The following is a 19172-nucleotide window of genomic DNA, read 5'->3' as shown; positions in this document are numbered from 1 at the left end:
GTACGGGATCCCCGTACCGCCCTCGCCGCTGTCACTCACCTCCGCTTACGTGACCGCGCGTTACTTGACCGGGAGTTATTTGACCGGGAGTTACTTGACCGCGGGTTACTTGACCGCGAGAACCAGCGCGTCCGAGGGCGAGCGCCAGACCGGCCGGGCCTCGCCGAACCCCTTTTCGCGCAGTACGCGCGCGTGCCAGTCGGCGGAGGGGGTCTCGCCGTCGGCGTGCTCCCCGTAGATCTCGAAGCGGCGGGCGGTGGGCGCGGCGAGTACGGGGTCCGCGGCGGCCAGCTGCCACCATTCGGCCCAGTCGACCGCGCCGTTCTTCTTGCCCTCGTCCATCCGGGCGTGCCGCTGGGCGCGTTCGGCCGCGTTGATGCGCGGTGTCGCCGGGTCGATCATGTGGTCGGCGTTCATGAAGACCCCGCCCTCGCGGACGAGCCCGGCGACCTGCCCGTAGAGGGCCGCGAGGGGTTCGAGGTGCAGCCAGTGCAGGGCCGTGGCGGTGAGCACGGCGTCATAGGTGTCGTACGGCAGCCGCGAGGTCCACTCGGGGTCCTTCAGGTCGGCGGTGACGAGGGTGACCCGGTCGTCGCCCGCGAAGGTGCCCCCGGCGATGGCCAGCAGCGCGGGGTCGAGGTCGACGCCGGTGCTGGTGGCCCCGGGGAAGCGGGCCAGGAGGCGGGCGGTGATGGTGCCGGTGCCGCAGGCGAGGTCCAGGACCCGGGGCCGCGGGCCGACGAGCGCCTCGACCATGTCGAGCATCACCCGGAACCGCTCCTCGCGGTCCGGCATGTACCACTCCTGCTGCCGGTCCCAGCTCTCCTGCCACGCGTGCCAGTCGGTTCCGGCCGTGGCCGCGTCCGTTCCGGTCGTGCTCGTCATACCGACTCCTTGTCCCCGCGCATGCGTAATACCCTGTAAGCGCGGTCGTCTGTTACTCGGCCGCGGTCACGACGATAGAGCGCTCCAGTAAGGACTACAAGTGGAACTGGCCTATTACTCGGATTACGCCGTACGTCTCGTCAACAGCGAGGAGCCGGCCCGGGGCAAGGACGCGCTCACCTCGGTCGAGGCCGTCCGTGACCTCTTCGGGGGCAACTCCTCGGCGGCCCGGCGGGCCACGGAGGGCGACGTCACCCGCTTCCGCTCGGTCCGGGCCCGGCTGCGGGCGGTCTTCGAGGCGGCGGACTCCGGGGACGAGACCCTCGCCGTCGACCTGCTCAACTCGCTGCTCCTGGAGTTCCCGGTGAGCCCTCAGATCTCCGGCCACGACTACCGCGACGACGACGGCCGTCCGCTGTGGCACATGCACCTCGCGGATCACCCGTCGAACGCGACCGCGGGTTACGCGGCGATCGCCGCGATGGGCCTGGCGTTCCACCTCACCGAGTACGGCGTCGACCGCCTCGGCCTGTGCGAGGCGAGCCCCTGCCGCAACGCCTACCTGGACACCTCGACGAACCGCTCCCGGCGCTACTGCTCGGACCGCTGCGCCACCCGGGCGAACGTGGCCGCCTACCGGGCCCGCAAGCGCCAGGAGGCGGACCGGTCGGAGAACACCGGCCTGACGGCGGACAGCGCCCAGCGGGCGAGCGCGAACGGCGAACGCTGACCGCGCCGCAGCGGCCGGTAGCGGAACCGGACCCGGGCGAGCACGAGGTCCTCAGGCACGGTGCCGTAGTCGGTGCTGTCGCCACCGGCGTACGCGTTGTCACCCAGCACCCACCAGCCGCCCTCGCGCCGCTCGGCGATCCGCTTCACGACGAGCAGGTCCTGCTGGAACGGATGGCGCAGCACCACCACGTCACCGGGTTTGACCCGGGCCCCGTACTGGACGAGCAGTTGGTCCCCGTGGTGCAGCGTGGGCACCATCGACGGGCCCGTCACCTCGGCCGCCCCGAAGGGCAGGACGGCCCTCCCGCGCTCGGTCTCGTGCGGCAGCTCCGGCATCACCGGCACCTCCCCGGTCCAATCCTCCACCAGTCCCAGTTTGACCCTGGACTTTTGTCCTAAGCCCACGGGGGCACTCGCGAAAAGCTGTCTCCCACGGAGTAATGTCCCACCTGAGAAGACGATCACGAGGAAGGACAGCTCAATGCTTTCCCGCCTGTTTGCCCCCAAGGTCAAGGTCAGCGCGCACTGCGACCTGCCCTGCGGCGTGTACGACCCGGCCCAGGCCCGCATCGAGGCGGAGTCGGTGAAGGCCGTCCAGGAAAAGATGGCCGGCAACGACGACCCGCACTTCCAGGCCCGCGCCACCGTCATCAAGGAGCAGCGCGCCGAGCTCGCCAAGCACCACGTCTCGGTCCTGTGGAGCGACTACTTCAAGCCCCCGCACTTCGAGAAGTACCCGGAGCTGCACCAGCTGGTCAACGACACCCTGAAGGCCCTCTCGGCCGCCAAGGGCTCGACCGACCCGGCGACGGGCCAGAAGGCGCTCGACTACATCGCCCAGATCGACAAGATCTTCTGGGAGACCAAGAAGGCTTGATCCATGGCTAGGCCGTTTGACCTGCGGTTTCGCGGGTCGCATCGCCTACCTGTCCGCACCCGGTCCGCAGGCCGCCGAGAACGGCGTCCATGACGGTCCGGGTGCGGTCTTCTTCGCCCGGCCACAGGTGCGCGTAGATCCGCAGCGTGATGACGGCGGACGCGTGGCCTAGGACGAGCTGGACCTGCTTGACGCTCGCTCCGCCGGCGATGAGGGCTGAGGCGTAGAAGTGGCGCAGGTCGTGGGTCACCATGTGCGGCAGCTCGACGGGCTTGCGGCCCTCGCGCTCGGCCGCCTCGTTCTCCGCCGCTTGGAGGGCCTTGCGGGCGCAGTTCCACTCCGTCTTCCAACGACGGTAGTTGAGGGGCTCGCCCTCCTCCATCGTGAACAGCCACTCCTTGGAGGGGCGTGCGGCGAGGTGAGTGATGAGGGCGTCTGTGACGACCTCACCGACCGGGACAGTGCGCCGGGACTTGGCGGTCTTCGGCGGCCCGATCTTCCCGGACTGGAGGCGCTGGCGCTCGACGCGGATGGCGCCGGCCTTGAAGTCGACGTCCGAGACCTTGAGGCCGAGCAACTCGCCTATTCGCAAGCTGATCCGGCGAGCGTGACGATGGCCGCGCGGATGTACGGCGGCATCGTGCGCGCCATGGCCTCGACCTGCGCGACCGTGGGCGGGGTGACCTCCTCGTCCGGCATGGGCGGGAGGGTGATCCGGCGGCACGGGCTGGACGCGATGACCTTGTCCTCGACGGCCGCGGTCATGAGGCACACGAGGACATCGTAGACGTTGAGCACGCTGCGGGGGCCAAGCAGTCCCCGCGGCGGGGGCATCGACTGTTCTGCCACGGCTTCGCGTCAAGCTGCTTCGGTTCCACTCGGAGCAGCGGGTGCACCAGGCCGCACGGCGAGCAGCCGCCCGGACCACGCTCGGGCTTCGGCCAGGTGTTCAGCCTGCAGCCCGGCACGGGGATCAGGCTGTACCAGCAGGGTCGCCGCGCCATGGGCGGTGCGCTCCGCGGCCCAGGAGTGGTCGAGGTCAGTGAAGTCGTCGTCGATCCACACAGCGGGGGCGTCAGCCAGCCACGCGTCGACATAGTCGCGCTTCCACAGGTAGCCATTGGGGTGGCTTGTTGTGATCTTGGGGCGCGGGAGATCGACGTGCGGCAGGGGTGGGAGACCGAGGAGCGGTCCGATCAGAGTGGCGGCGTCCTGGCGCCAGCTGGTGCACCAGACTGGCGTGACCATGCCGGTACCGATCACTTCCTTGAGCATGGGGCCATGGGCGGGGTTGAGCCATACGGTTACCGGGTCGTCGGCGCTGCGGCCAGTGGGGACGACGTCGTGGCGGGCGTGGGTGGCTGGGGTCGAGCCCTCCGCGTCGGGGAAAGGTATGAGGACGCCGTCGATGTCGAGGAGCAGGTAGGGCGGGCGCATCGGATTCTCCCAGGGGAGCCGGGGTGAAGGTCAGAGTTTGCGCGCGGTGATCAGCAGGGTGGTGGGCCAACGGCCTCCGTGGCGGGCGTCGTGGAACTCCTGGGCCGAGGTGAGCCACAGGCCGGAGCGGTCGAGGTGCTTCTCCCAGCGGTTGGCGTAGAAGTCCCAGCGGGCGATGGGTAGTCGGGTGCGGTCGGGGAGGATGACGTAGTCGCGGCGCGGCCGGTCGTCGGTGGCCAGGCGGAGGCCGCCGCGTTGCGGGTGGGGTACGGAGAAGGCGAGAGTGCGGCCGGGCTTGAGGTGCTGGGCGATGGCCGGGAGCAGGAGTTCGGGGGCGACGAGCCCGATGGCGCCGAAGACGGAGTAAACCGCGTCGAACTGCTCGTCCGAGGCTTGCAGGTAGTGCAGGGCATGGGCCGCCACGAAGGTGAGGCTGTTCAGCCGCCCGTAGTGCGAGCGGGCTCGGCGGACCTGGAGGCCGACGAGGTCGACGCCGGTGACCTGGGCGCCGTAGCGGGTGGCGAGGTGGGCGGCGTTGTGACCGGGGCCGCAGCCGAGTTCCAGCAGTCGTTTGCGGCGTAGGTTCGGGCCGAGGATCTCGGCTCCGGGTCCGGTGCCCGGCCGCGTGGTCCACTCCATCCGCACGGGGACCGAGAGGGGCTCGGCAGGGTTTGCCGTGGTGCGTTGTAGGGCGTGGACGTACCAGGGGGAAGCGTGGGCGAGCACCTAGACCTCCAGGAGGTGGAGGACGTCGATGAGGTGACGGCGTACGGCCTTGATGTAGGCGGGGTCGGTGGCCGGGTCGTTGATCCAGCGGATGGACTGCTCCATGAACCACTCGACGGCCCACATGCGGTGCCAGCCCAGCGCCCAGTTCTCGGCGGTCAGCCCGCCGCGCCGGGCAAGGGCGTCGGGGGTGCCGCCGGCGGTGACGTACTGCTCCAGGAAGACCCGCAGGCGTACGGGGTCGGGGGTGTCCAGGGTGCCGTGCCAGCTGGCGAGGTCGAGCAGGCCGGGGCCGGTGAAGGCGCGGGCGAAGTCCAGCAGCCGCCAGCCGTGCTGGCCGATGTGGAGGCTGGTGGGGTGGAACTCGGAGTGCACCCAGCCGAATGGAGCCACTGTGGCACCGGCCGAGCGGGTCTTGGCGGCCTGGGCGATTCGATCGAGCGCGTCCTCGATGTCGTCCGCCTCCTGCCACCGCTCGGCCTTGCGGAGCCGGGCGAGGTGCTCCAGGGCCCTGTCCGGCAGCGTGCGGAGCCGTGCCTGGTCGAGCACGGGCAGGGCGGGAGCTGTGCGGGTCCCGTGCAGGACCACGGCCGCGGCGGTGCCGTCGAGGTCGTCGGCGTGGCGGACGGCGGGGTCGAGGTCCTCCATGAGCATGCCGAGCCAGCCGTCCAGGACGGCGGAGGCGTGGACCTGCGGGACGGGAACGCCGACCGTACGAGCCAGACGGAGAGCTTGATCCTCGCTGTCGAAGGGCCGCTTCGCGTACTTGAAGATCGCAGTGGTGGCGTCAGGGAAGGTCAGGCGCTCGACACCGGACATTGACCACACGCGTACCACCTCGCGCACGGCGGTGGCGCGGCCAGCCACGGTGAGCAGGTTGTCGAGGAGTGCGGCGCTGGGGTTCGCGGTCACGTGGGGGCTCCAAGGAGGTTGAGAGCGTCCAGGGCGGGCGAGAGGTGCCGGCCCGCCCCGGAGCCTGATGTGCGGTGTTATGCGGCTGGGCTCACGCGGTGGGCGTAGATCTGCTCGATCCATCCGGCCTTGAAGGCCGCGAGGTCGTCACGGAAGGCGGCCATCGAGGCACCGTAGGGCGCGACGACGCCACCGGTTTGGTCCGGCACGGACTGGCAGCCGTGTACGAGCCTGCCGCCGAGGGCGGCATGAGCCTTGATGGACTCGATCCGGCGGTGCTCGTTGAACCAGCCACCGTGGTAGACCTCGTCCAGCATCCCGCCCATCTCCTCGTCCAGGTCGAAGACGACGGAGGTGGCGGCCGGGAAGAACCAGCACGGGCCGACGTTGGAGATGTGCCCGTCCAGCTCGACCTTGTTCAGCGCCATCAGCGTGGCCGCCTCGCCTAGCATCCGCAGGTGCTCGGCCGTGATCTGCGGCAGGCCGAGGCCGACGAGGTGCTCGTCGCGGAACAGGTACGCGTACACCGCGTAGGCGGTGGACAGCACGCGGGCGGCGTCCGAGGTGGACTCGGCGTGAGCCTTGATGAAGTCCAGCGCGAGCTGTTCGACCGCGCTCTCGGTGGTCTCCTCCAAGTCCAGGAGCTGGGACTTGACCAGCTCCCAGTCGGCGACGAGCCAGGAGCTGGACTCGAAGCGGAAGAAGTACTCGGCCGGGTCGATGGTGATGCGCCGGCCGTCGACCTGGATGCCGGGCAGGCGGCTCCAGCGCTCGTCGAACGCCTCGGGCAACTCGACCGTGATGGCCGCGGTGTCGATGGTGGTCACCGTGTCTCCGTCTCTGATCGGCCGGGATCGGGCACAGGAATGCCCGAACCCGGTGTAGGTGTACGGAACTTCGGGGGCCACCCGGCCGAAGGGGGGAGCCTGGTCGCGGTGTCGGACCAGGGCCGGGCGGCTGATGATTAGTGAACTCTTCGTCACGCACAGTGGGTACCGTGAGAGGCAGTTGAAGCGGTATACGCGGTTTACAGCTCTGGAGCGGAGGCGATTGTGGCAGCAGCGCCGAGAGGTCCCAACTCCCGCCTGCGTGACGTCATCGAGGCGATCGGCTGCACCTACGAGGCTCTGGCGAAGGACATCCGGCGTATCGCGGCCGAGAACGGCGAGATCCTCCAGACCAACAAGTCGGCCGTCTCCCACTGGGTGAACGGCACACGCCAGCCGACCGGACAGACTGGCCAGTACCTTGCGGAGGCGCTGTCCCGCCGAGCAGGCCGCACCATCACCTTGGCCGAGATCGGCCTTCGAGCACCCGAAACTGCGGTGTCGGAGGAGCCTGATCCTGTTCTGGCCGCCACCGATCTCGGCCGTGCCGACGTCGAACGCCGCCGTTTCCTTGCCGTGGCTGCCTTCACTACGGCCGGCGTGGCTATGCCGCTCTTCTACGACCACGAGGCCACCGCCCGCATGTTGCGGGCCCGCACCGGCAGCTCGCTGGTCGGGATCGAGGACGTGAACGTCGTACGGCAGATCACCGCAGCCTTCAGTGCGGCCGACGAACGTCTCGGCGGCGGCCATGGCCTGACAACCGTCACCGCTTACCTCGCCGACACCGCCGCTCCCATGCTCCGCGGACGCTTCCCGAACGAAGCCCTACGGCAAGCGGCCTTCGGTGCCGTCGCCGAACTCGCATACCTCGCTGGGTGGAAGCACCACGACCTCGGCCAGGAAGGCGCCGCCCAGCGCTACTACCAGGTCGGCTACCAACTCGCCTGCGAAGCTGACCCGCGCGGTCACGCCGCCTGGATGATGCGCGCCCTCGCCCACCAGGCACTGAGCCTCAAGCAGCCCCACCATTGCGTCGACCTCGTCGAAGGAGCCCTCACCCGCGGCCTGGGCCACGTCGACGGCCAGACCGAGGCGCTACTGCACATCACCCACGCCCGCGCATACGCTGCGGTCGGCGCGAAGCCAGCAGCAGCCCGCGCCCTGCTCGCCGCCGAAGACACCCTCCTGCGCGAGGACGGCCCTCAGCCCAGCTACTCCCGCGTCAGCGGCCCGGCCGCCGGCACCGTCGCCAGCCACACCGCCCGCACCCTGACCGACCTCGCCGACCACGTCGGCACCGAACAACAACACCGCGACGCCCTCGTGCGCTGGGACCCCGAGAAGTACAAGCGCGTCCACGCCCTCACTCACGCCGATCTCGGCGACAGCCTCGCCGCCCAGGCCCGCGCCGACGAGGCCGTAGCCGCCTGGTCACAGGCCCTGACCCTTATGGAGGGCATGACCTCCGACCGCACCCGAAAGGCCATCACCTCGCTCCGCTCCACCCTTGCCATCTACCAGCGCCGCAAAGTGCCCGGAGCCACCGAACTCGCCCGCCGCGCACGCGAAGCACTGGCCTAAGCTGCCACCATCCGGCCGACGAAGGGACACAAGCCGTGGCTCAGCGGACCACCAACGACCAGCCCAAAGCCTTGCCGCCCGCCCTCGAATCCATGACCTTGCTGGTCGCCGCCGTCATCGTCCACGACAAGGCCACCAACCGCGTCGTCCTCCTCCAGCGCAGCCAGAACGCCAAGTTCGCCCAGGGCATGTGGGACCTTCCCGTCGGCAAGAGCGAACCCGGCGAACCCATCACCGAGACGGCTGTGCGGGAGCTGTACGAGGAGACCGGCCTGACCGTGAAACCGGAGTCCCTCAAGGTCGCCCACGTCATCCACGGAGCCTGGGGCGTCGAAGCCCCCAACGGCTTCCTCACCGTCGTCTTCGCCGCCTACGAATGGACCGGCGAGCCCGTGAATCGCGAACCGCGCAAGCACGCACAGGTCCGCTGGGTTGACGCCGACGCTATCCCAGAGGAATTCGTGGACACTACCGCCAGCGCGCTCCACAGCTATCTTGCCAACGGCCCGGAAGTCTCCCTCAATGGCTGGCAGTAGAGACGTCGACGCGTTCCGCACGGCCGTTTTCAACACTCACCGCTATGGGCAAGCAGAGTACCTCTTGACGGCATCCGATCAATGGTCCCCAAAGTCAGGTCAACCGATCGCCCGAAAACCGAAGATGAAACGCATAAGCGGGCTGATAATCGAGCATTCAGGACTATTTAGTTCGAATCTACAACTGGCTGTACGCCAGCTAGAGTCTCCAACCTCTCGACGATACTGCGCCATTCATCGATTATCACGGCGGGGGCATCAACCATGCTAGATCGACCGTGCAGGATATCCGATGCTCGGCCGTAAACATGTCTGACCAAGCGCACCAACCCTGCCGCTTCCACAAATTCATCAGGGGGCACCAGGCCGATAACGATGGAGAGCCGACCTGGTACGTTATTGATGAACAGAAGCGGATTTTCCGGCTGACAAACTCTATGGTAAGCCTCGATAGTGGCCAACTCGATACGGAGCCTCAACTCAAACACTTCAATGCGGCGTCGAGACGCGGTGTCGAGCTTCACGAGAAATCCCAAGAAGTGATCACTGCGCAAGCCTCCCGCGCCTTTTCGATCTCCAGGGTCAGGTTCGCCTTCGCGTCATCAGATCCGTGAACCGCCTTGTTCCAGCCACGCAGGTAATGCCCACAGATCTTACTGAACTCATCGATCGGGTTTCTACCACTATGGGTCTGATTGATAAGCTCTTCCACAAAAGCCACCCTTTTGGGGGTATTGTCAACTGCGTCAATAGATGAAACATTGCGAGCCACATCCTGCCTCTGTGCTAGCGAGTAGCGGACAACGCAAGAATGCAGAGCGTGATCGACCGCCTGCCGGCAAAGCCCCCTAACAACCTGCGCTTCGGTCAGATAGGTGCTAGGTGACGGTCGTGGAGCCCAAGTGACGATACTTCGCGCATCATCGAGCAGGACCCTCCACATCTCATCCGTTGATTCGATGCCGATTTCCCCTTTCTCGACATCGCGGCTTACCCGCCAGGCTTGACCGTTAGCTGCCCGAGCAAGGAGGTGCTGCTTCAGCCGTTCATCATGGGTAAAAACGATAACCCGCCTCTCGGAACTGAGATCGACCAAGACTGCGGCCAGACGATCAACTCGGATCTCATCAAATGCATGAACCGGGTCGTCCAGGATCAGGAATGAGAAAGGTCCCGACTCGGCAGTAGAGAGCAATGGGGCGAGCAGGAAGGCGTTTCTCTGCCCGGCACTTAGCATGGAAAGCTGCAATTCCTGACCACTCGAATTGCTCACACTCACATCGGCTCTGGTTGTCGTCAGATGAATCCCATCCAGATAGATGCCAACGTCCTCAAGCAACTGCCTGACTCGCTTATCGGCCTTTTCCTTGAAGTGTTCCGTGCGTTCTTTTCGCAGCTTGTCAGCGAGAGCACTGGAACACTTCTTGGTCTCTTGCCACAGAGCGCTCTCCTTGGCCTTTTCCTGCTCCGTTCGCCACATATGCAAAAAGTTCTCAAGAGCCCCTCTGCGCTCCCGAAGCCACTTCCGCGTGATCTCGCTCGCTTCGACTGCCGCGACGCTTGCCCCATCCCAGTCGGCAGTACTTATAGAGTTCCTAAGGGCCAGGAACCCCTCACGCACCTCCGGCGCAGGCCGACTTCCGTAAGAACTCATCACCGCGCGAAGTCGCTCTGCAACCTTCGCTGCAGCCGTCGATGCAATCCTGTAGCCATTTTCAGTCGAGCTAATCAGCGCGAGAACTTCCGCTACGTAATTCACGACGACAGACGCGTCCCTGAGGTCACTCAATGCATCGCGCGCCTCTTCGTGAATCGGCGACAGCACGGCATGTCGCTCTACGTTCTCCTGCAGGGTTTCTACCCAGTTATCGACTATCGAATTGCAAACTGGGCATATCGAACCAGGCGGAGCAATCTCCACAGCATCCTTATAAAGAGCATCCAGGTGCTGAGCAATTCTCGGACTAGTCAGCTCGGGGGCACTTTCCAGTTTCTGGAAAGCGGCGTCCACGCCTGACAGCGCCGCTCTCAGGCGTTCTACATCTGCGCCCGTGACTTCGACCGTGAGCGAGCCGGCGTCCACAAGATTATGTCGAGTTAGCCAGTCCTCGACATCATCATTAATTGCCGGCCAGGAAATGTCACCTATATTTACCGCTGGCTCGTTGAGGCGAAATTGATGGTCAACCTCAGCGACCCGGGCTTTGCCATCCTTGAGAGCGGAACCGATTTTCTTTTTACTGGCCGAAGCAGCCTCACTCAACTCGGACACCAGGGCCTCTAGATGTGTGAACGCCCCTCCGAGTGCGAGGAGATTGGCAATATAGCGCTGCAAATCGTTACTCTGCTGAACACGCCGCTCCACCTCGGCGTACGAAAAGACAGGCGGATGCCCTTCCAGTGCATGACGCCACGCACTTCCCATATCAACACGGCATGCTTTGCCAGATGAGGTTGTCCATTCGCCGTAAGCATCCTTGACTTTACCGTCGTCAGTGAGTTCGCACCTCAGGATCAGCTCTTCGCTGTTTCGCACAAGGGTGACTTCTGCCCAAGATTGCGCACTGTCACGAGCCCTGTTGATCTTTTCCCAGAGCGGATCAAACTTACTTCGCCCTGTCGGCGCCGCTACATCAGCCCACCATCCCGTTTTTCCGGAGATGGCGGTTCGAATACCATCAGAAATGGTCGACTTACCAGATCCGTTCGGCCCGTGATAGATACTGATCCCGGGAGATGGATCGATCTGCATGAAAAATTCAGATGTAGTTCCCTGGAATCCGCAAAGGCGAAGTCCCTTGATGCCCCATGGCTCCCCCTGGGTAGGGTCAAGCGCACCTGCATTCTCGCCTTGGAGGCGAGCAATCAACGCTCGCAGGTTCTCCCAGCCCGCTTTCGTCTTAGTCGCACCAGCCTGCATCCTGGTAGCAGCCTCGGCCAGGTCGGCATAGGTGAGCAGGGAAAGCTTCTTCTCCGCATCGCTCGCCCCCATACTCTTCGGGACCCCTGCATCAAGGGCTTCATTGTCCGTGACGGTCATGCCGACTCCGCTGCCATGGTGCTCGTGCCGCATCTAGGGACGTAATGCTAGCCGTGGGGCGGTTCAGAGGTATGGGGTTTTTGGAACTCCTCGGGACCCAGGGGGTACTTATGCGCTTAGCCGGTTACGTCCTGATTCTCATCGATACGGACTGCAAGGCTCTGGCCATGCCTGTCGTTGAGTCGTGATCAGGTAGCGGAGGATTACGTAGGGGCGCGAGGACCAGATATCAAGCGCGCGACCGGGGAGGGCTGCGGCGCGGGATCCTCCAGCTCTGCAGGTGCGGGAGCGGACATGCAGGTGTGACCGGGGCAGTGCCACTTGCCGGAATGACTCGGGCCTGTCGACTTATCCGGATCGCTACTGCCCCCGAGCGCGCAGCGGTCCGCACACAGTCCGCAAGACACCCGCTCAAGACCGTCGCACCCCATCGCCACCAATCACCAAAAGGCCAGGTCAGCGCCCCACAGGAAAGATCCCCACAGGTCACCGACCCGGCCCATTACTGGGAGACCAAGAAGGCCTGACCTGTCTTTCGCCCCGTACCCGGCCCGCGGCCCGCTGTTCGCAGCGGTACCAGCGGTCCGGGTGCGGTCGTTCTCGCCGCCAGGCCGCTGCCGGCCGACGGCGCGGCTCCGACCCGGCGTCAGGTGGGGACGCCGGGCAGTACCGGAACCGGCGGGGCCGCCCGCAGCGCGTCGAGGGCCGCCCCGAACGCCGCCGCGATGCGCGCGTTCTCCGCGGTGTCGCGGACCGCGATGCGTACGGTCCGGCCCTCGTACTCCGGTGACAGCGGGGACAGGTCGCGCAGGTACACGTCGTGCCGGCGGCACTCGTGCACCAGGCGGGCAGCGCTCGGGCCGCCGGGCGGCAGGGTCACGGTGAGGAAGTTGGCAACGGACTCCTCGACCGTCACGCGCTCCCCGACCGTCGCGGAATCCTTCACCCTCGCGGGCTCCCCGACCGTCGCGGAATCCTTCACCCTCGCGGGCTCCCCGGCCGTCGCACAACTCTCCACCCTCACGGTCTCGTCCAACCCCGCCAGCGCGGTGGCCAGTTCGCGGCGCAGGGTGTGGGTGCGCTGCCAGCGGGCGGTGTAGTACGCCGGGTCGCGCAGGGCCGCCACCGCGGCCAGTTGGGCGGGCAGACCGGCCGGCCAGGGCGGTGTCCACCGGCGCAGCCGCCCCGCGGTGTCCGGCTCGGCCACCAGGTACGCCGCCCGCAGCCCGGACAGCGCGTACATCTTCGACAGCGAGGTGCACACCACCACCCGCGGGTCCGTCGCGGCGAACCCCGCCAGCGACTCGCCCTGGCCGACGTAGCCGAGGTACGCCTCGTCGATCCACCAGCGGGTCCCGGACGGCGCGGCGGCGATCACCCGGCGCAGTTCGGCGGCCGGTGCGTGGCGCCCCGTCGGGTTGTTCGGGTTGATCAGTACGACCAGGTCGTAGCGGCCCGGCCGGACGGCGGCGGCCAGCCGGTCCGGATCGATCCGCCAGCCGTCCTCGCGGCGCAGCCGGAGCCGGTCCACCCGGCAGCCGATCACCCGCTCCGTGACGTGCGCGTACTCGCCGTACCCCGGGTCGGTCAGCAGCACCCTGCTCTCCGGGGTCAGCCAGCGGCCAAACGCCCGGTAGATCAGGTCGGAGGAACCGGCGCCGGCCACCAGCGACCGCACCGGCAGCGCACGGGCCGCGGCGATCTCCGCGAGGAGGCCCTCGGCGCCGGCCGGCGGTGAGGTACGGGCCAGCCAGCCCGGATCCTCGGCGAGCACCGCGCGCACCCCGGGGGCCGGCGGAAACCAGGCGTCCAGGACGTCGGCCGCGACCACCTGGTGGCGCCGTTCCAGGGTGCGGAAGTCCGTACCGATGGCGGTGAACGAGGCACCGCCGTGTTCGCAGCCGTCCGCCCGCGGCGCGAACGGCACGTCGAGCCGCCAGTCCACCGCGGACCGCAGCCGCTCCAGCCCGGCGCGGTGCCGCTCCGTCGCGGCCCGCGTCAGCTCGGCCACGCCCCCGGTCAGCACCTCGAACGTCAGGGCGCCGCTGCGGACGGTCCGGCCGACCGTACGCAGGCCGGTGGCCAGGTACATGTCGAGCAGGTCGGTGCGTCCCATCGCCACCAGCCGGCGGCCGCCCCGCGCGGCGCTCCAGCGCAGCGCCGCGTACATCAGCAGCGAGGCCGCCCCGGAGCCCCGCCAGCGCGGTTCGACGGTGAGGATGCGCACCTCGAACACCCCGCCCTCGTCGAGCAGCGGCAGCTCCTCACGGGTCAGGTACTTGTCGAGCGCGTACCGCCCCAGCCAGGGCGGGGTCAGGCTGACGAAGCCGATGCGGGTCGCACCGCGCGCCGCGACCAGGTAGACGTTGGCGCCGTCGAGGCCGTCGCGGAGCTGTCCGGACGGATGCGGCGCGTGCTGGCCCAGCTCCCGCGCGTACACCTCGTGACGTAACTCGTGGATCCACTCGCGGTCTTCCGCGGTGGCGGCGCGCAGTTGCAGATCGCGGCCCGGATCACGGCCCATGGGCGGCACCTCTTTCGGGACAGGGGGGCGCTGGACGGGCCACTCATCGTGGGGAACGCGGACCGGCGGCGACAGGGCCGGGCGACACATCCGCCATGAGTACGCGTGCTCTGGCGCGACCGGCCGATCCGTGCCCCGGGGACAGCCCCATGCGCCTCGACGGGCCCTGCGGCGCCCAGGACGCCGCGGTCAGCGCTTCCTGCCGTACGTCCGCACCAGCACCCCGTTGCCGAAGGCGCGCACCTCGCCGAGGGCGAACTCGGTGACGTCGAACCCGGCGGCGAACATCGGCATGCCGGTCCCCAGGACCACCGGGTACGTCTTGATCACGAGCTCGTCCACCTCGCCGAGCAGCGCGCCCGCGAGCCGGGAGCCACCGCACAGGTAGATGTCGAACTCGCTGTCCTCGGCCTTCAGTTCGCGGACCTTGCCGACGACGTCGTCCGCGACGATCTCCACGTGCGGGTCGGGTGACTCCTCAAGGCTGCGCGAGGCGACGTACTCGCGCAGATGGGCGTAGGGGCTGGTGACGCCGATACCGAGCGCCAGGTCGTAACTGGCGCGGCCCTGGATGACCGTGTCGAACCTCCGGTTCTCCAGGTCGTCGATGCCGAGCGCCCGCCGGCCGTGGGTGGCCATGGTCTCCGGGTACTCCGGCTTCAGGAACTCCTCCATGAACTCCGCGTCGACGAAGCGGTAGAACGGCTCGGCGTCGCCGTCCGGGCCCCCGATGAAGCCGTCGATCGAGCAGGCGACGAAGTAGGTGAGCTTGCGCAAGCGATTCCCTCTCACGGACGACGATCACTTCACTTGGACCACTTCACTTACAGTGGTTCAACTACTTCACTTATAGTGCTTCATCTGTAGTGGTTGCAAGGCCTTTACCGGAGGCGACGGAGGACACCCGCATGGCAAGGAACCCGGAGCGCCGGGCCGCGCTCGTCGACGCCGCCGTCGAGGTGCTGGCCCGGGAGGGCGCGCGCGGCCTGACGTTCCGCGCGGTGGACGCCGAGGCCGCCGTGCCGACGGGCACCTCGTCGAACTACTTCACCGGCCGCGACGACCTGCTGCACCAGATCGACGCCCGCCTCCACCAGCGCCTCGCCCCGGACCCCGCCAAACTCGCCGAACTGCTGACCCGCCCCAAGGACCGCACGCTGGTACGGGAGTTGATGCACGATCTGATGGCCCGCGCCGCACGCGACCGCACCGGCCATCTCGCCCTCTTCGAGATGCGGCTCGAGGCCACCCGGCGCCCCGCCCTGCGCGAGTCGTTCACCGCGTCCGTCCGCGGTGACCTCGCCCAGGGCATGGCGTTCCACCGGGAGACGGGACTGCCCGGCGGCGACGAGACCGTGACGGTGCTCTACCTCGCCATGCTCGGGCTGCTCCTGGAACACCTCACGCTGCCGGGCGTCCTGGACGGCGTACTGCCCGGGATCACCGTCCCGGACGCGCTGGTGGACCTGATCGTGGCGACCGTCGTACCGGAGAAGTGAAGGTCCTCATTCCCGGGGCTCGCGCCACATCGGCCACATCAAGGGGCCGTCCGGCAGGACGACCGCAGGGCCCGTGACGGCGAAGCCGAGGCGTTCGTACAGCGCACGGCTGCGGGCATTGCTCGCCTCCAGGTAGGCGGGCAGCCCCTCCCGGTCGCAGCGCTCCAGGACGGGCCGCATCAGCGCGGTGCCCAGCCCCTCGCCCTGCCGCTCGGGCACCACGCCGATCATCCAGAGGTACACGTGGGCGCGGCCCGCCGGATGCACTCCCCCGGTCAGCCGGGCCACCGTCTCCACCCGCTCGTTGTCCGGGTCGACCGCCGCGCGCAGCCGCGCGGGCCCGTCGCCCTCGGCCCCATCGCCCTCGGCCCCGCCGTCCGCCTGCCCGTCGTCCGCCGGCACCGGCAGCCACAGCGCGCACGCCGTACCGTCCTCGGTCACGTCGACCCGCCCCTCGGCCAGTACGACGTCGAAGAAGGCGGCCATCAGCAGGGGGTGGGTACGGCGGCGGTGCGCCTCGCCGGGGAAGATCCAGCCGCTCACCGGATCGTCCTGGAACGCCGCGTCCAGCAACCGGGTGACCAGCCCCCGGTCCCCCTCCCCCGCCGTCCGGATGACCACGCCCATGCCCGCCCCTCCACCCAACGACCGTCGTCCGTACGGCCGTTCACCCTAACGGCTGCGGCCTTCGAGTGGACGCGTGGGCGCGAAAAGGCTGAGGCGGGTCCCGCGCACCGTGGGGGGATGCGCGGGACCCGCCTCGTCCGGAGCCGGAGGCCGGAATCCCGTACGGGGGGTCGGAAGCCGTACGGGACCGGTGGCTCCGGAGTGCGTGGCCGCCGCCCGGGGTGCCGCTTCGTCCGCGGCGCCCCGGGCGGCGCGACTCAGTTGCTGCGCCGGGTGACGAACTCGGCGAGCGCGAGCAGGCCGCCCGCCGCCGCCGGATCCGGCACCGCGCGGGACAGCCCCTGTATCGCCCGGGCCATCCGGTCGGCCGCCTGGACCTGCGCCCAGTCACGGCCGCCCGCCCGCTCGACGGCCAGCGCCGTGCGCTCCAGCTCTCCTTCCCGGAACGGCACCGCGTACAGCTCGGCCAGCTCCTCGGCGGCCGGGGTGCCGGAGGCCAGCGCGGCCACCACGGGCAGCGACTTCTTGCGGGCGATCAGATCCGCCCCGGCCGGTTTGCCGGTGCGGTGCGGGTCGCCCCAGATGCCGATCACGTCGTCGATGAGCTGGAAGGCGAGTCCGGCCTCGCGGCCGAACGCGTCCAGCGCGTCGACGTCGTCCTCGTGCGCCCCCGCGTAGAGCCCGCCGATCGCGCAGGCGCAGCCGAGGAGCGCGCCCGTCTTGGCCTCGGCCATGGCGAGGCACGCTTCGAGGGTGACCTCGTCGGGTCCCCGGCGCTCCATGGCCGTGTCCGCCTGCTGGCCCGCGCACAGCTCGACCACGCAGTCGGCGAGCCGGGCGGCGGCGGGTCCGGCGGCCGGGTGCGGGTCGTCGGCGAGCAGCCGCTGCGCCAGCGCGTGCAGGGAGTCCCCGGCGAGAATCGCGTCGGGGACACCGAACACGGTCCACGCGGTGGCACGGTGCCTGCGGGTGGTGTCCCGGTCCATCACGTCGTCGTGCAGCAGCGTGAAGTTGTGCACCAGCTCCACGGCGGCCGCCGCCCGTAAGGCCGTCGGCCGTTCCTCGCCGAGGGCCTGGGCCGCGGCGAGGACCAGCGCGGGCCGGATGGCCTTGCCCGCGCTGCCCGCGGCGGGCGTGCCGTCCGCGTGCTCCCACCCGAAGTGGTAGAGCGCGACCTTGCGCATCGGGCCGGGCAGCAGGTCGAGGGCCCGGCGCAGCTCCGGGTCGACGGACGCTCGTGCGCGGTCCAGGATCACCGCCGCGTCCTGCCCGTCCCCGGTGCCCGGCTGCTGCTGTCCCGCGGGGGCCGGGACGGCAGCCGGCGCTCGCCTTTCGACGGGGCCGCGCCTTTCGGGTGTCCCGCTCGGACCCTGCTTCGTCTGCGTCATGAACTCACCCACGGAACCGCCTCGGAGAGTCTGCGGACGGTGGCACTTCCGCCTTGCCGCTGGGCGCGTACCTCCTGGGTGTACCCCTCCGGGTGTACGGGGACACTGCGCCCGGCGTGCGCCCGGGGTGGGTCACTGCCAGCGGCCGATCTCGACGTCCTCCAGGACGCCGAGGGCGTCGGGCACGAGCACCGCCGCCGAGTAGTAGGCGGTCACGAGGTAGGAGATGATCGCCTGTTCGTTGATGCCCATGAAGCGCACCGACAGGCTGGACTCGATCTCGTCGGGAATGCCCTTCTGGTGCAGTCCGACGACGCCCTGCTCCTCCTCGCCGGTACGCATGCAGATGATCGAGGTGGTCCGGGCGTCACTGACCGGGATCTTGTTGCACGGGAAGATCGGCACTCCGCGCCAGGTCGGGATGCGGTGCCCGGCGACGTCGACGGTCTCGGGGACGAGTCCGCGCTTGTTCAGCTCCCGGCCGAACGCGGCGATGGCGCGCGGATGGGCGAGGAACAGCTTCGATCCGCGGCGGCGGCTGAGCAGTTCGTCCATGTCGTCGGGGCCCGGCACGCCCGCGTGCGGCTGGATCCGCTGGTCGTACTCGCAGTTGTGCAGCAGCCCGAAGGCGCTGTTGTTGATCAGCTCGTGCTCCTGGCGCTCCTTCAGCGCCTCGACGGTGAGCCGCAGTTGCTGCTCCGTCTGGTTCATCGGCTGGTTGTAGAGGTCGGCCACGCGCGTGTGCAGGCGCAGCACGGTCTGGGCGATGCTCAGTTCGTACTCGCGCGGCGCGGACTCGTAGTCCACGAACGTACCGGGGATGTCGTGCTCGCCGACGTGGCCGGCCGAGAGGTCGATCTCCTTCTCGCCGTACTTGTTGGCGCGCTGCTCGGGGACGGAACGCTGCTCCTGGAGGTGCTGGGACAGCGAATCCGTGCGCTCCGCGACCTGTTCGAGGTCGTCGCGGGAGAGGACCAGTACGGTGCACGCGGTGACCGCGCGGGCCGTGTACTCCCGGATGGCGTCCGGGTCGATGAGCGCCTGGTCGCCGAAGTACGCCCCGTCGGCCATCACGCCGAGGGCCGCGTCGTCCCCGTAGGGGCCGGTGCCGACCTTCTCCACCCGGCCGTGCGCGAGGAGGAACACCGATTCTGCCGGGCTGCCGAACTCGACGAGCACCGAGCCCGGTTCGTACTCCCGCTGCTCGCAGCGCCGGGCCAGCTCACTGAGCACCTCCTGGTCCTCGTAGTGCCGCAGGACGGGCAGCTCGCGGAGCTCGGCCGGGATCACCTCCACCTGGTCACCGGTCTTCACGAAGGTCACCCGGCCGTCGCCGACGGAGTAGCTCAGCCGCCGGTTCACCCGGTACGTACCGCCCTGCACGTTCACCCAGGGCAGCATGCGCAGCAGCCAGCGCGAGCTGATCTCCTGCATCTGCGGAACGGTCTTGGTGGTGGTGGCCAGATTCCGCGCGGCCGCTGTACCGAGACTCTGCTGCGGCTTCTCCTGTGCCGCCTGAGTCTCTTCGTCTACCGACATGAATGCCCTCCCGGTCGTGCTCTGATCTGCGCGGAAAAG

The 19172-nt window shown here is 68.4% G+C and carries 18 protein-coding genes and 1 pseudogene; 5 read left to right on the top strand and 14 right to left on the bottom strand.

The window, feature by feature from the left end:
• Window positions 1-105: 105 nt before the first annotated feature.
• A complete protein-coding gene (locus ACFV6E_RS15515; protein ID WP_385461994.1) occupies window positions 106-885 on the bottom strand; it encodes a class I SAM-dependent methyltransferase in 780 nt (259 codons plus the stop codon).
• Between the two features lie 100 nt (window positions 886-985).
• Here ACFV6E_RS15515 and ACFV6E_RS15510 point away from each other — a divergent pair, with 100 nt between their 5' ends.
• Window positions 986-1615 (top strand): CGNR zinc finger domain-containing protein, encoded by a 630-nt coding sequence (locus ACFV6E_RS15510; protein WP_385175894.1) that lies wholly within the window; start codon window positions 986-988, stop codon window positions 1613-1615.
• Here the strand turns inward: ACFV6E_RS15510 and sodX are convergent.
• Window positions 1519-1953: a nickel-type superoxide dismutase maturation protease gene (gene sodX / locus ACFV6E_RS15505; protein WP_385175899.1), complete on the bottom strand. Its 435-nt coding sequence runs from the start codon at window positions 1951-1953 to the stop codon at window positions 1519-1521. The two genes, ACFV6E_RS15510 and sodX, sit on opposite strands and share 97 nt — an antisense overlap.
• Before the next feature lie 145 nt (window positions 1954-2098).
• On the opposite strand from sodX, the gene sodN reads away from it, so the two are divergent.
• Window positions 2099-2494 (top strand): superoxide dismutase, Ni, encoded by a 396-nt coding sequence (gene sodN / locus ACFV6E_RS15500; RefSeq protein ID WP_003992892.1) that lies wholly within the window; start codon window positions 2099-2101, stop codon window positions 2492-2494.
• A gap of 7 nt (window positions 2495-2501) precedes the next feature.
• On the opposite strand, the pseudogene ACFV6E_RS15495 reads toward sodN, so the two are convergent.
• The 5 genes and pseudogenes from ACFV6E_RS15495 to ACFV6E_RS15475 all read right to left on the bottom strand — a co-directional run.
• A pseudogene (locus tag ACFV6E_RS15495) lies at window positions 2502-3310 on the bottom strand (tyrosine-type recombinase/integrase); the annotation flags it as partial.
• A gap of 42 nt (window positions 3311-3352) precedes the next feature.
• Window positions 3353-3931 (bottom strand): HAD domain-containing protein, encoded by a 579-nt coding sequence (locus tag ACFV6E_RS15490; RefSeq protein ID WP_385461991.1) that lies wholly within the window; start codon window positions 3929-3931, stop codon window positions 3353-3355.
• Window positions 3932-3961: 30 nt separating this feature from the next.
• Window positions 3962-4657, bottom strand: coding sequence for a class I SAM-dependent methyltransferase (locus ACFV6E_RS15485; RefSeq protein ID WP_385461988.1), 696 nt, complete (start codon window positions 4655-4657; stop codon window positions 3962-3964).
• Window positions 4658-5569: a phosphotransferase family protein gene (locus ACFV6E_RS15480; protein WP_385461985.1), complete on the bottom strand. Its 912-nt coding sequence runs from the start codon at window positions 5567-5569 to the stop codon at window positions 4658-4660.
• 77 nt (window positions 5570-5646) lie between these two features.
• Window positions 5647-6396: a hypothetical protein gene (locus ACFV6E_RS15475; RefSeq protein WP_385461983.1), complete on the bottom strand. Its 750-nt coding sequence runs from the start codon at window positions 6394-6396 to the stop codon at window positions 5647-5649.
• A 225-nt stretch (window positions 6397-6621) separates the two neighbouring features.
• Between ACFV6E_RS15475 and ACFV6E_RS15470 the strand changes: the two genes are divergently transcribed.
• On the top strand, window positions 6622-7980 hold the full coding sequence (locus tag ACFV6E_RS15470; RefSeq protein WP_385461980.1) for a tetratricopeptide repeat protein: 1359 nt from the start codon (window positions 6622-6624) through the stop codon (window positions 7978-7980).
• A 35-nt stretch (window positions 7981-8015) separates the two neighbouring features.
• Window positions 8016-8516, top strand: coding sequence for an NUDIX domain-containing protein (locus tag ACFV6E_RS15465; protein WP_385461978.1), 501 nt, complete (start codon window positions 8016-8018; stop codon window positions 8514-8516).
• Window positions 8517-8683: 167 nt separating this feature from the next.
• Here the strand turns inward: ACFV6E_RS15465 and ACFV6E_RS15460 are convergent, their stop codons facing one another.
• The 4 genes from ACFV6E_RS15460 to ACFV6E_RS15445 form a co-directional block, all read right to left on the bottom strand.
• Complete coding sequence (locus tag ACFV6E_RS15460) at window positions 8684-9040, bottom strand: hypothetical protein (RefSeq protein ID WP_385461976.1); 357 nt, start codon at window positions 9038-9040, stop codon at window positions 8684-8686.
• Window positions 9037-11556, bottom strand: a complete 2520-nt coding sequence (locus ACFV6E_RS15455) for an AAA family ATPase (RefSeq protein WP_385461973.1) — start codon at window positions 11554-11556, stop codon at window positions 9037-9039. Before ACFV6E_RS15455 ends, ACFV6E_RS15460 begins: the two co-directional genes overlap by 4 nt.
• 646 nt (window positions 11557-12202) lie before the next feature.
• On the bottom strand, window positions 12203-14080 hold the full coding sequence (locus ACFV6E_RS15450) for an aminotransferase class I/II-fold pyridoxal phosphate-dependent enzyme (protein WP_385461971.1): 1878 nt from the start codon (window positions 14078-14080) through the stop codon (window positions 12203-12205).
• Window positions 14081-14269: 189 nt separating this feature from the next.
• Window positions 14270-14857, bottom strand: a complete 588-nt coding sequence (locus tag ACFV6E_RS15445) for a dihydrofolate reductase family protein (protein ID WP_385461969.1) — start codon at window positions 14855-14857, stop codon at window positions 14270-14272.
• Between the two features lie 131 nt (window positions 14858-14988).
• Here ACFV6E_RS15445 and ACFV6E_RS15440 point away from each other — a divergent pair, with 131 nt between their 5' ends.
• Window positions 14989-15579 (top strand): TetR/AcrR family transcriptional regulator, encoded by a 591-nt coding sequence (locus ACFV6E_RS15440; RefSeq protein ID WP_385461966.1) that lies wholly within the window; start codon window positions 14989-14991, stop codon window positions 15577-15579.
• A 6-nt stretch (window positions 15580-15585) separates the two neighbouring features.
• On the opposite strand, the gene ACFV6E_RS15435 is transcribed toward ACFV6E_RS15440, so the two are convergent.
• The 3 genes from ACFV6E_RS15435 to ACFV6E_RS15425 all read right to left on the bottom strand — a co-directional run bounded on the left by ACFV6E_RS15435 (window position 15586) and on the right by ACFV6E_RS15425 (window position 19133).
• On the bottom strand, window positions 15586-16206 hold the full coding sequence (locus ACFV6E_RS15435; RefSeq protein WP_385461963.1) for a GNAT family N-acetyltransferase: 621 nt from the start codon (window positions 16204-16206) through the stop codon (window positions 15586-15588).
• Window positions 16207-16463: 257 nt separating this feature from the next.
• The gene (locus ACFV6E_RS15430; RefSeq protein WP_385461960.1) at window positions 16464-17594 is read right to left on the bottom strand and encodes a family 2 encapsulin nanocompartment cargo protein polyprenyl transferase; all 1131 of its coding nucleotides are present in this window, start codon (window positions 17592-17594) and stop codon (window positions 16464-16466) included.
• A gap of 132 nt (window positions 17595-17726) precedes the next feature.
• Window positions 17727-19133, bottom strand: coding sequence for a family 2B encapsulin nanocompartment shell protein (locus tag ACFV6E_RS15425; protein WP_385461957.1), 1407 nt, complete (start codon window positions 19131-19133; stop codon window positions 17727-17729).
• Window positions 19134-19172: the final 39 nt, after the last annotated feature.

This window comes from Streptomyces sp. NPDC059785 (assembly GCF_042732375.1).
Lineage (GTDB): Bacteria > Actinomycetota > Actinomycetes > Streptomycetales > Streptomycetaceae > Streptomyces.
The sequence above is the reverse complement of the archived record's forward strand: the minus strand, read 5'-3'. Positions and strand labels throughout refer to the sequence as shown.

Bases quoted from the DNA above. Each gene is read 5' to 3' on its own strand.
- ACFV6E_RS15515 (WP_385461994.1), bottom strand. From the start codon at position 885: ATGACGAGCACGACCGGAACGGACGCGGCCACGGCCGGAACCGACTGG.
- sodX (WP_385175899.1), bottom strand. From the start codon at position 1,953: ATGCCGGAGCTGCCGCACGAGACCGAGCGCGGGAGGGCCGTCCTGCCC.
- sodN (WP_003992892.1), top strand. From the start codon at position 2,099: ATGCTTTCCCGCCTGTTTGCCCCCAAGGTCAAGGTCAGCGCGCACTGC.
- ACFV6E_RS15490 (WP_385461991.1), bottom strand. From the start codon at position 3,931: ATGCGCCCGCCCTACCTGCTCCTCGACATCGACGGCGTCCTCATACCT.
- ACFV6E_RS15455 (WP_385461973.1), bottom strand. From the start codon at position 11,556: ATGACCGTCACGGACAATGAAGCCCTTGATGCAGGGGTCCCGAAGAGT.
- ACFV6E_RS15450 (WP_385461971.1), bottom strand. From the start codon at position 14,080: ATGGGCCGTGATCCGGGCCGCGATCTGCAACTGCGCGCCGCCACCGCG.
- ACFV6E_RS15440 (WP_385461966.1), top strand. From the start codon at position 14,989: ATGGCAAGGAACCCGGAGCGCCGGGCCGCGCTCGTCGACGCCGCCGTC.
- ACFV6E_RS15435 (WP_385461963.1), bottom strand. From the start codon at position 16,206: ATGGGCGTGGTCATCCGGACGGCGGGGGAGGGGGACCGGGGGCTGGTC.
- ACFV6E_RS15430 (WP_385461960.1), bottom strand. From the start codon at position 17,594: ATGACGCAGACGAAGCAGGGTCCGAGCGGGACACCCGAAAGGCGCGGC.
- ACFV6E_RS15425 (WP_385461957.1), bottom strand. From the start codon at position 19,133: ATGTCGGTAGACGAAGAGACTCAGGCGGCACAGGAGAAGCCGCAGCAG.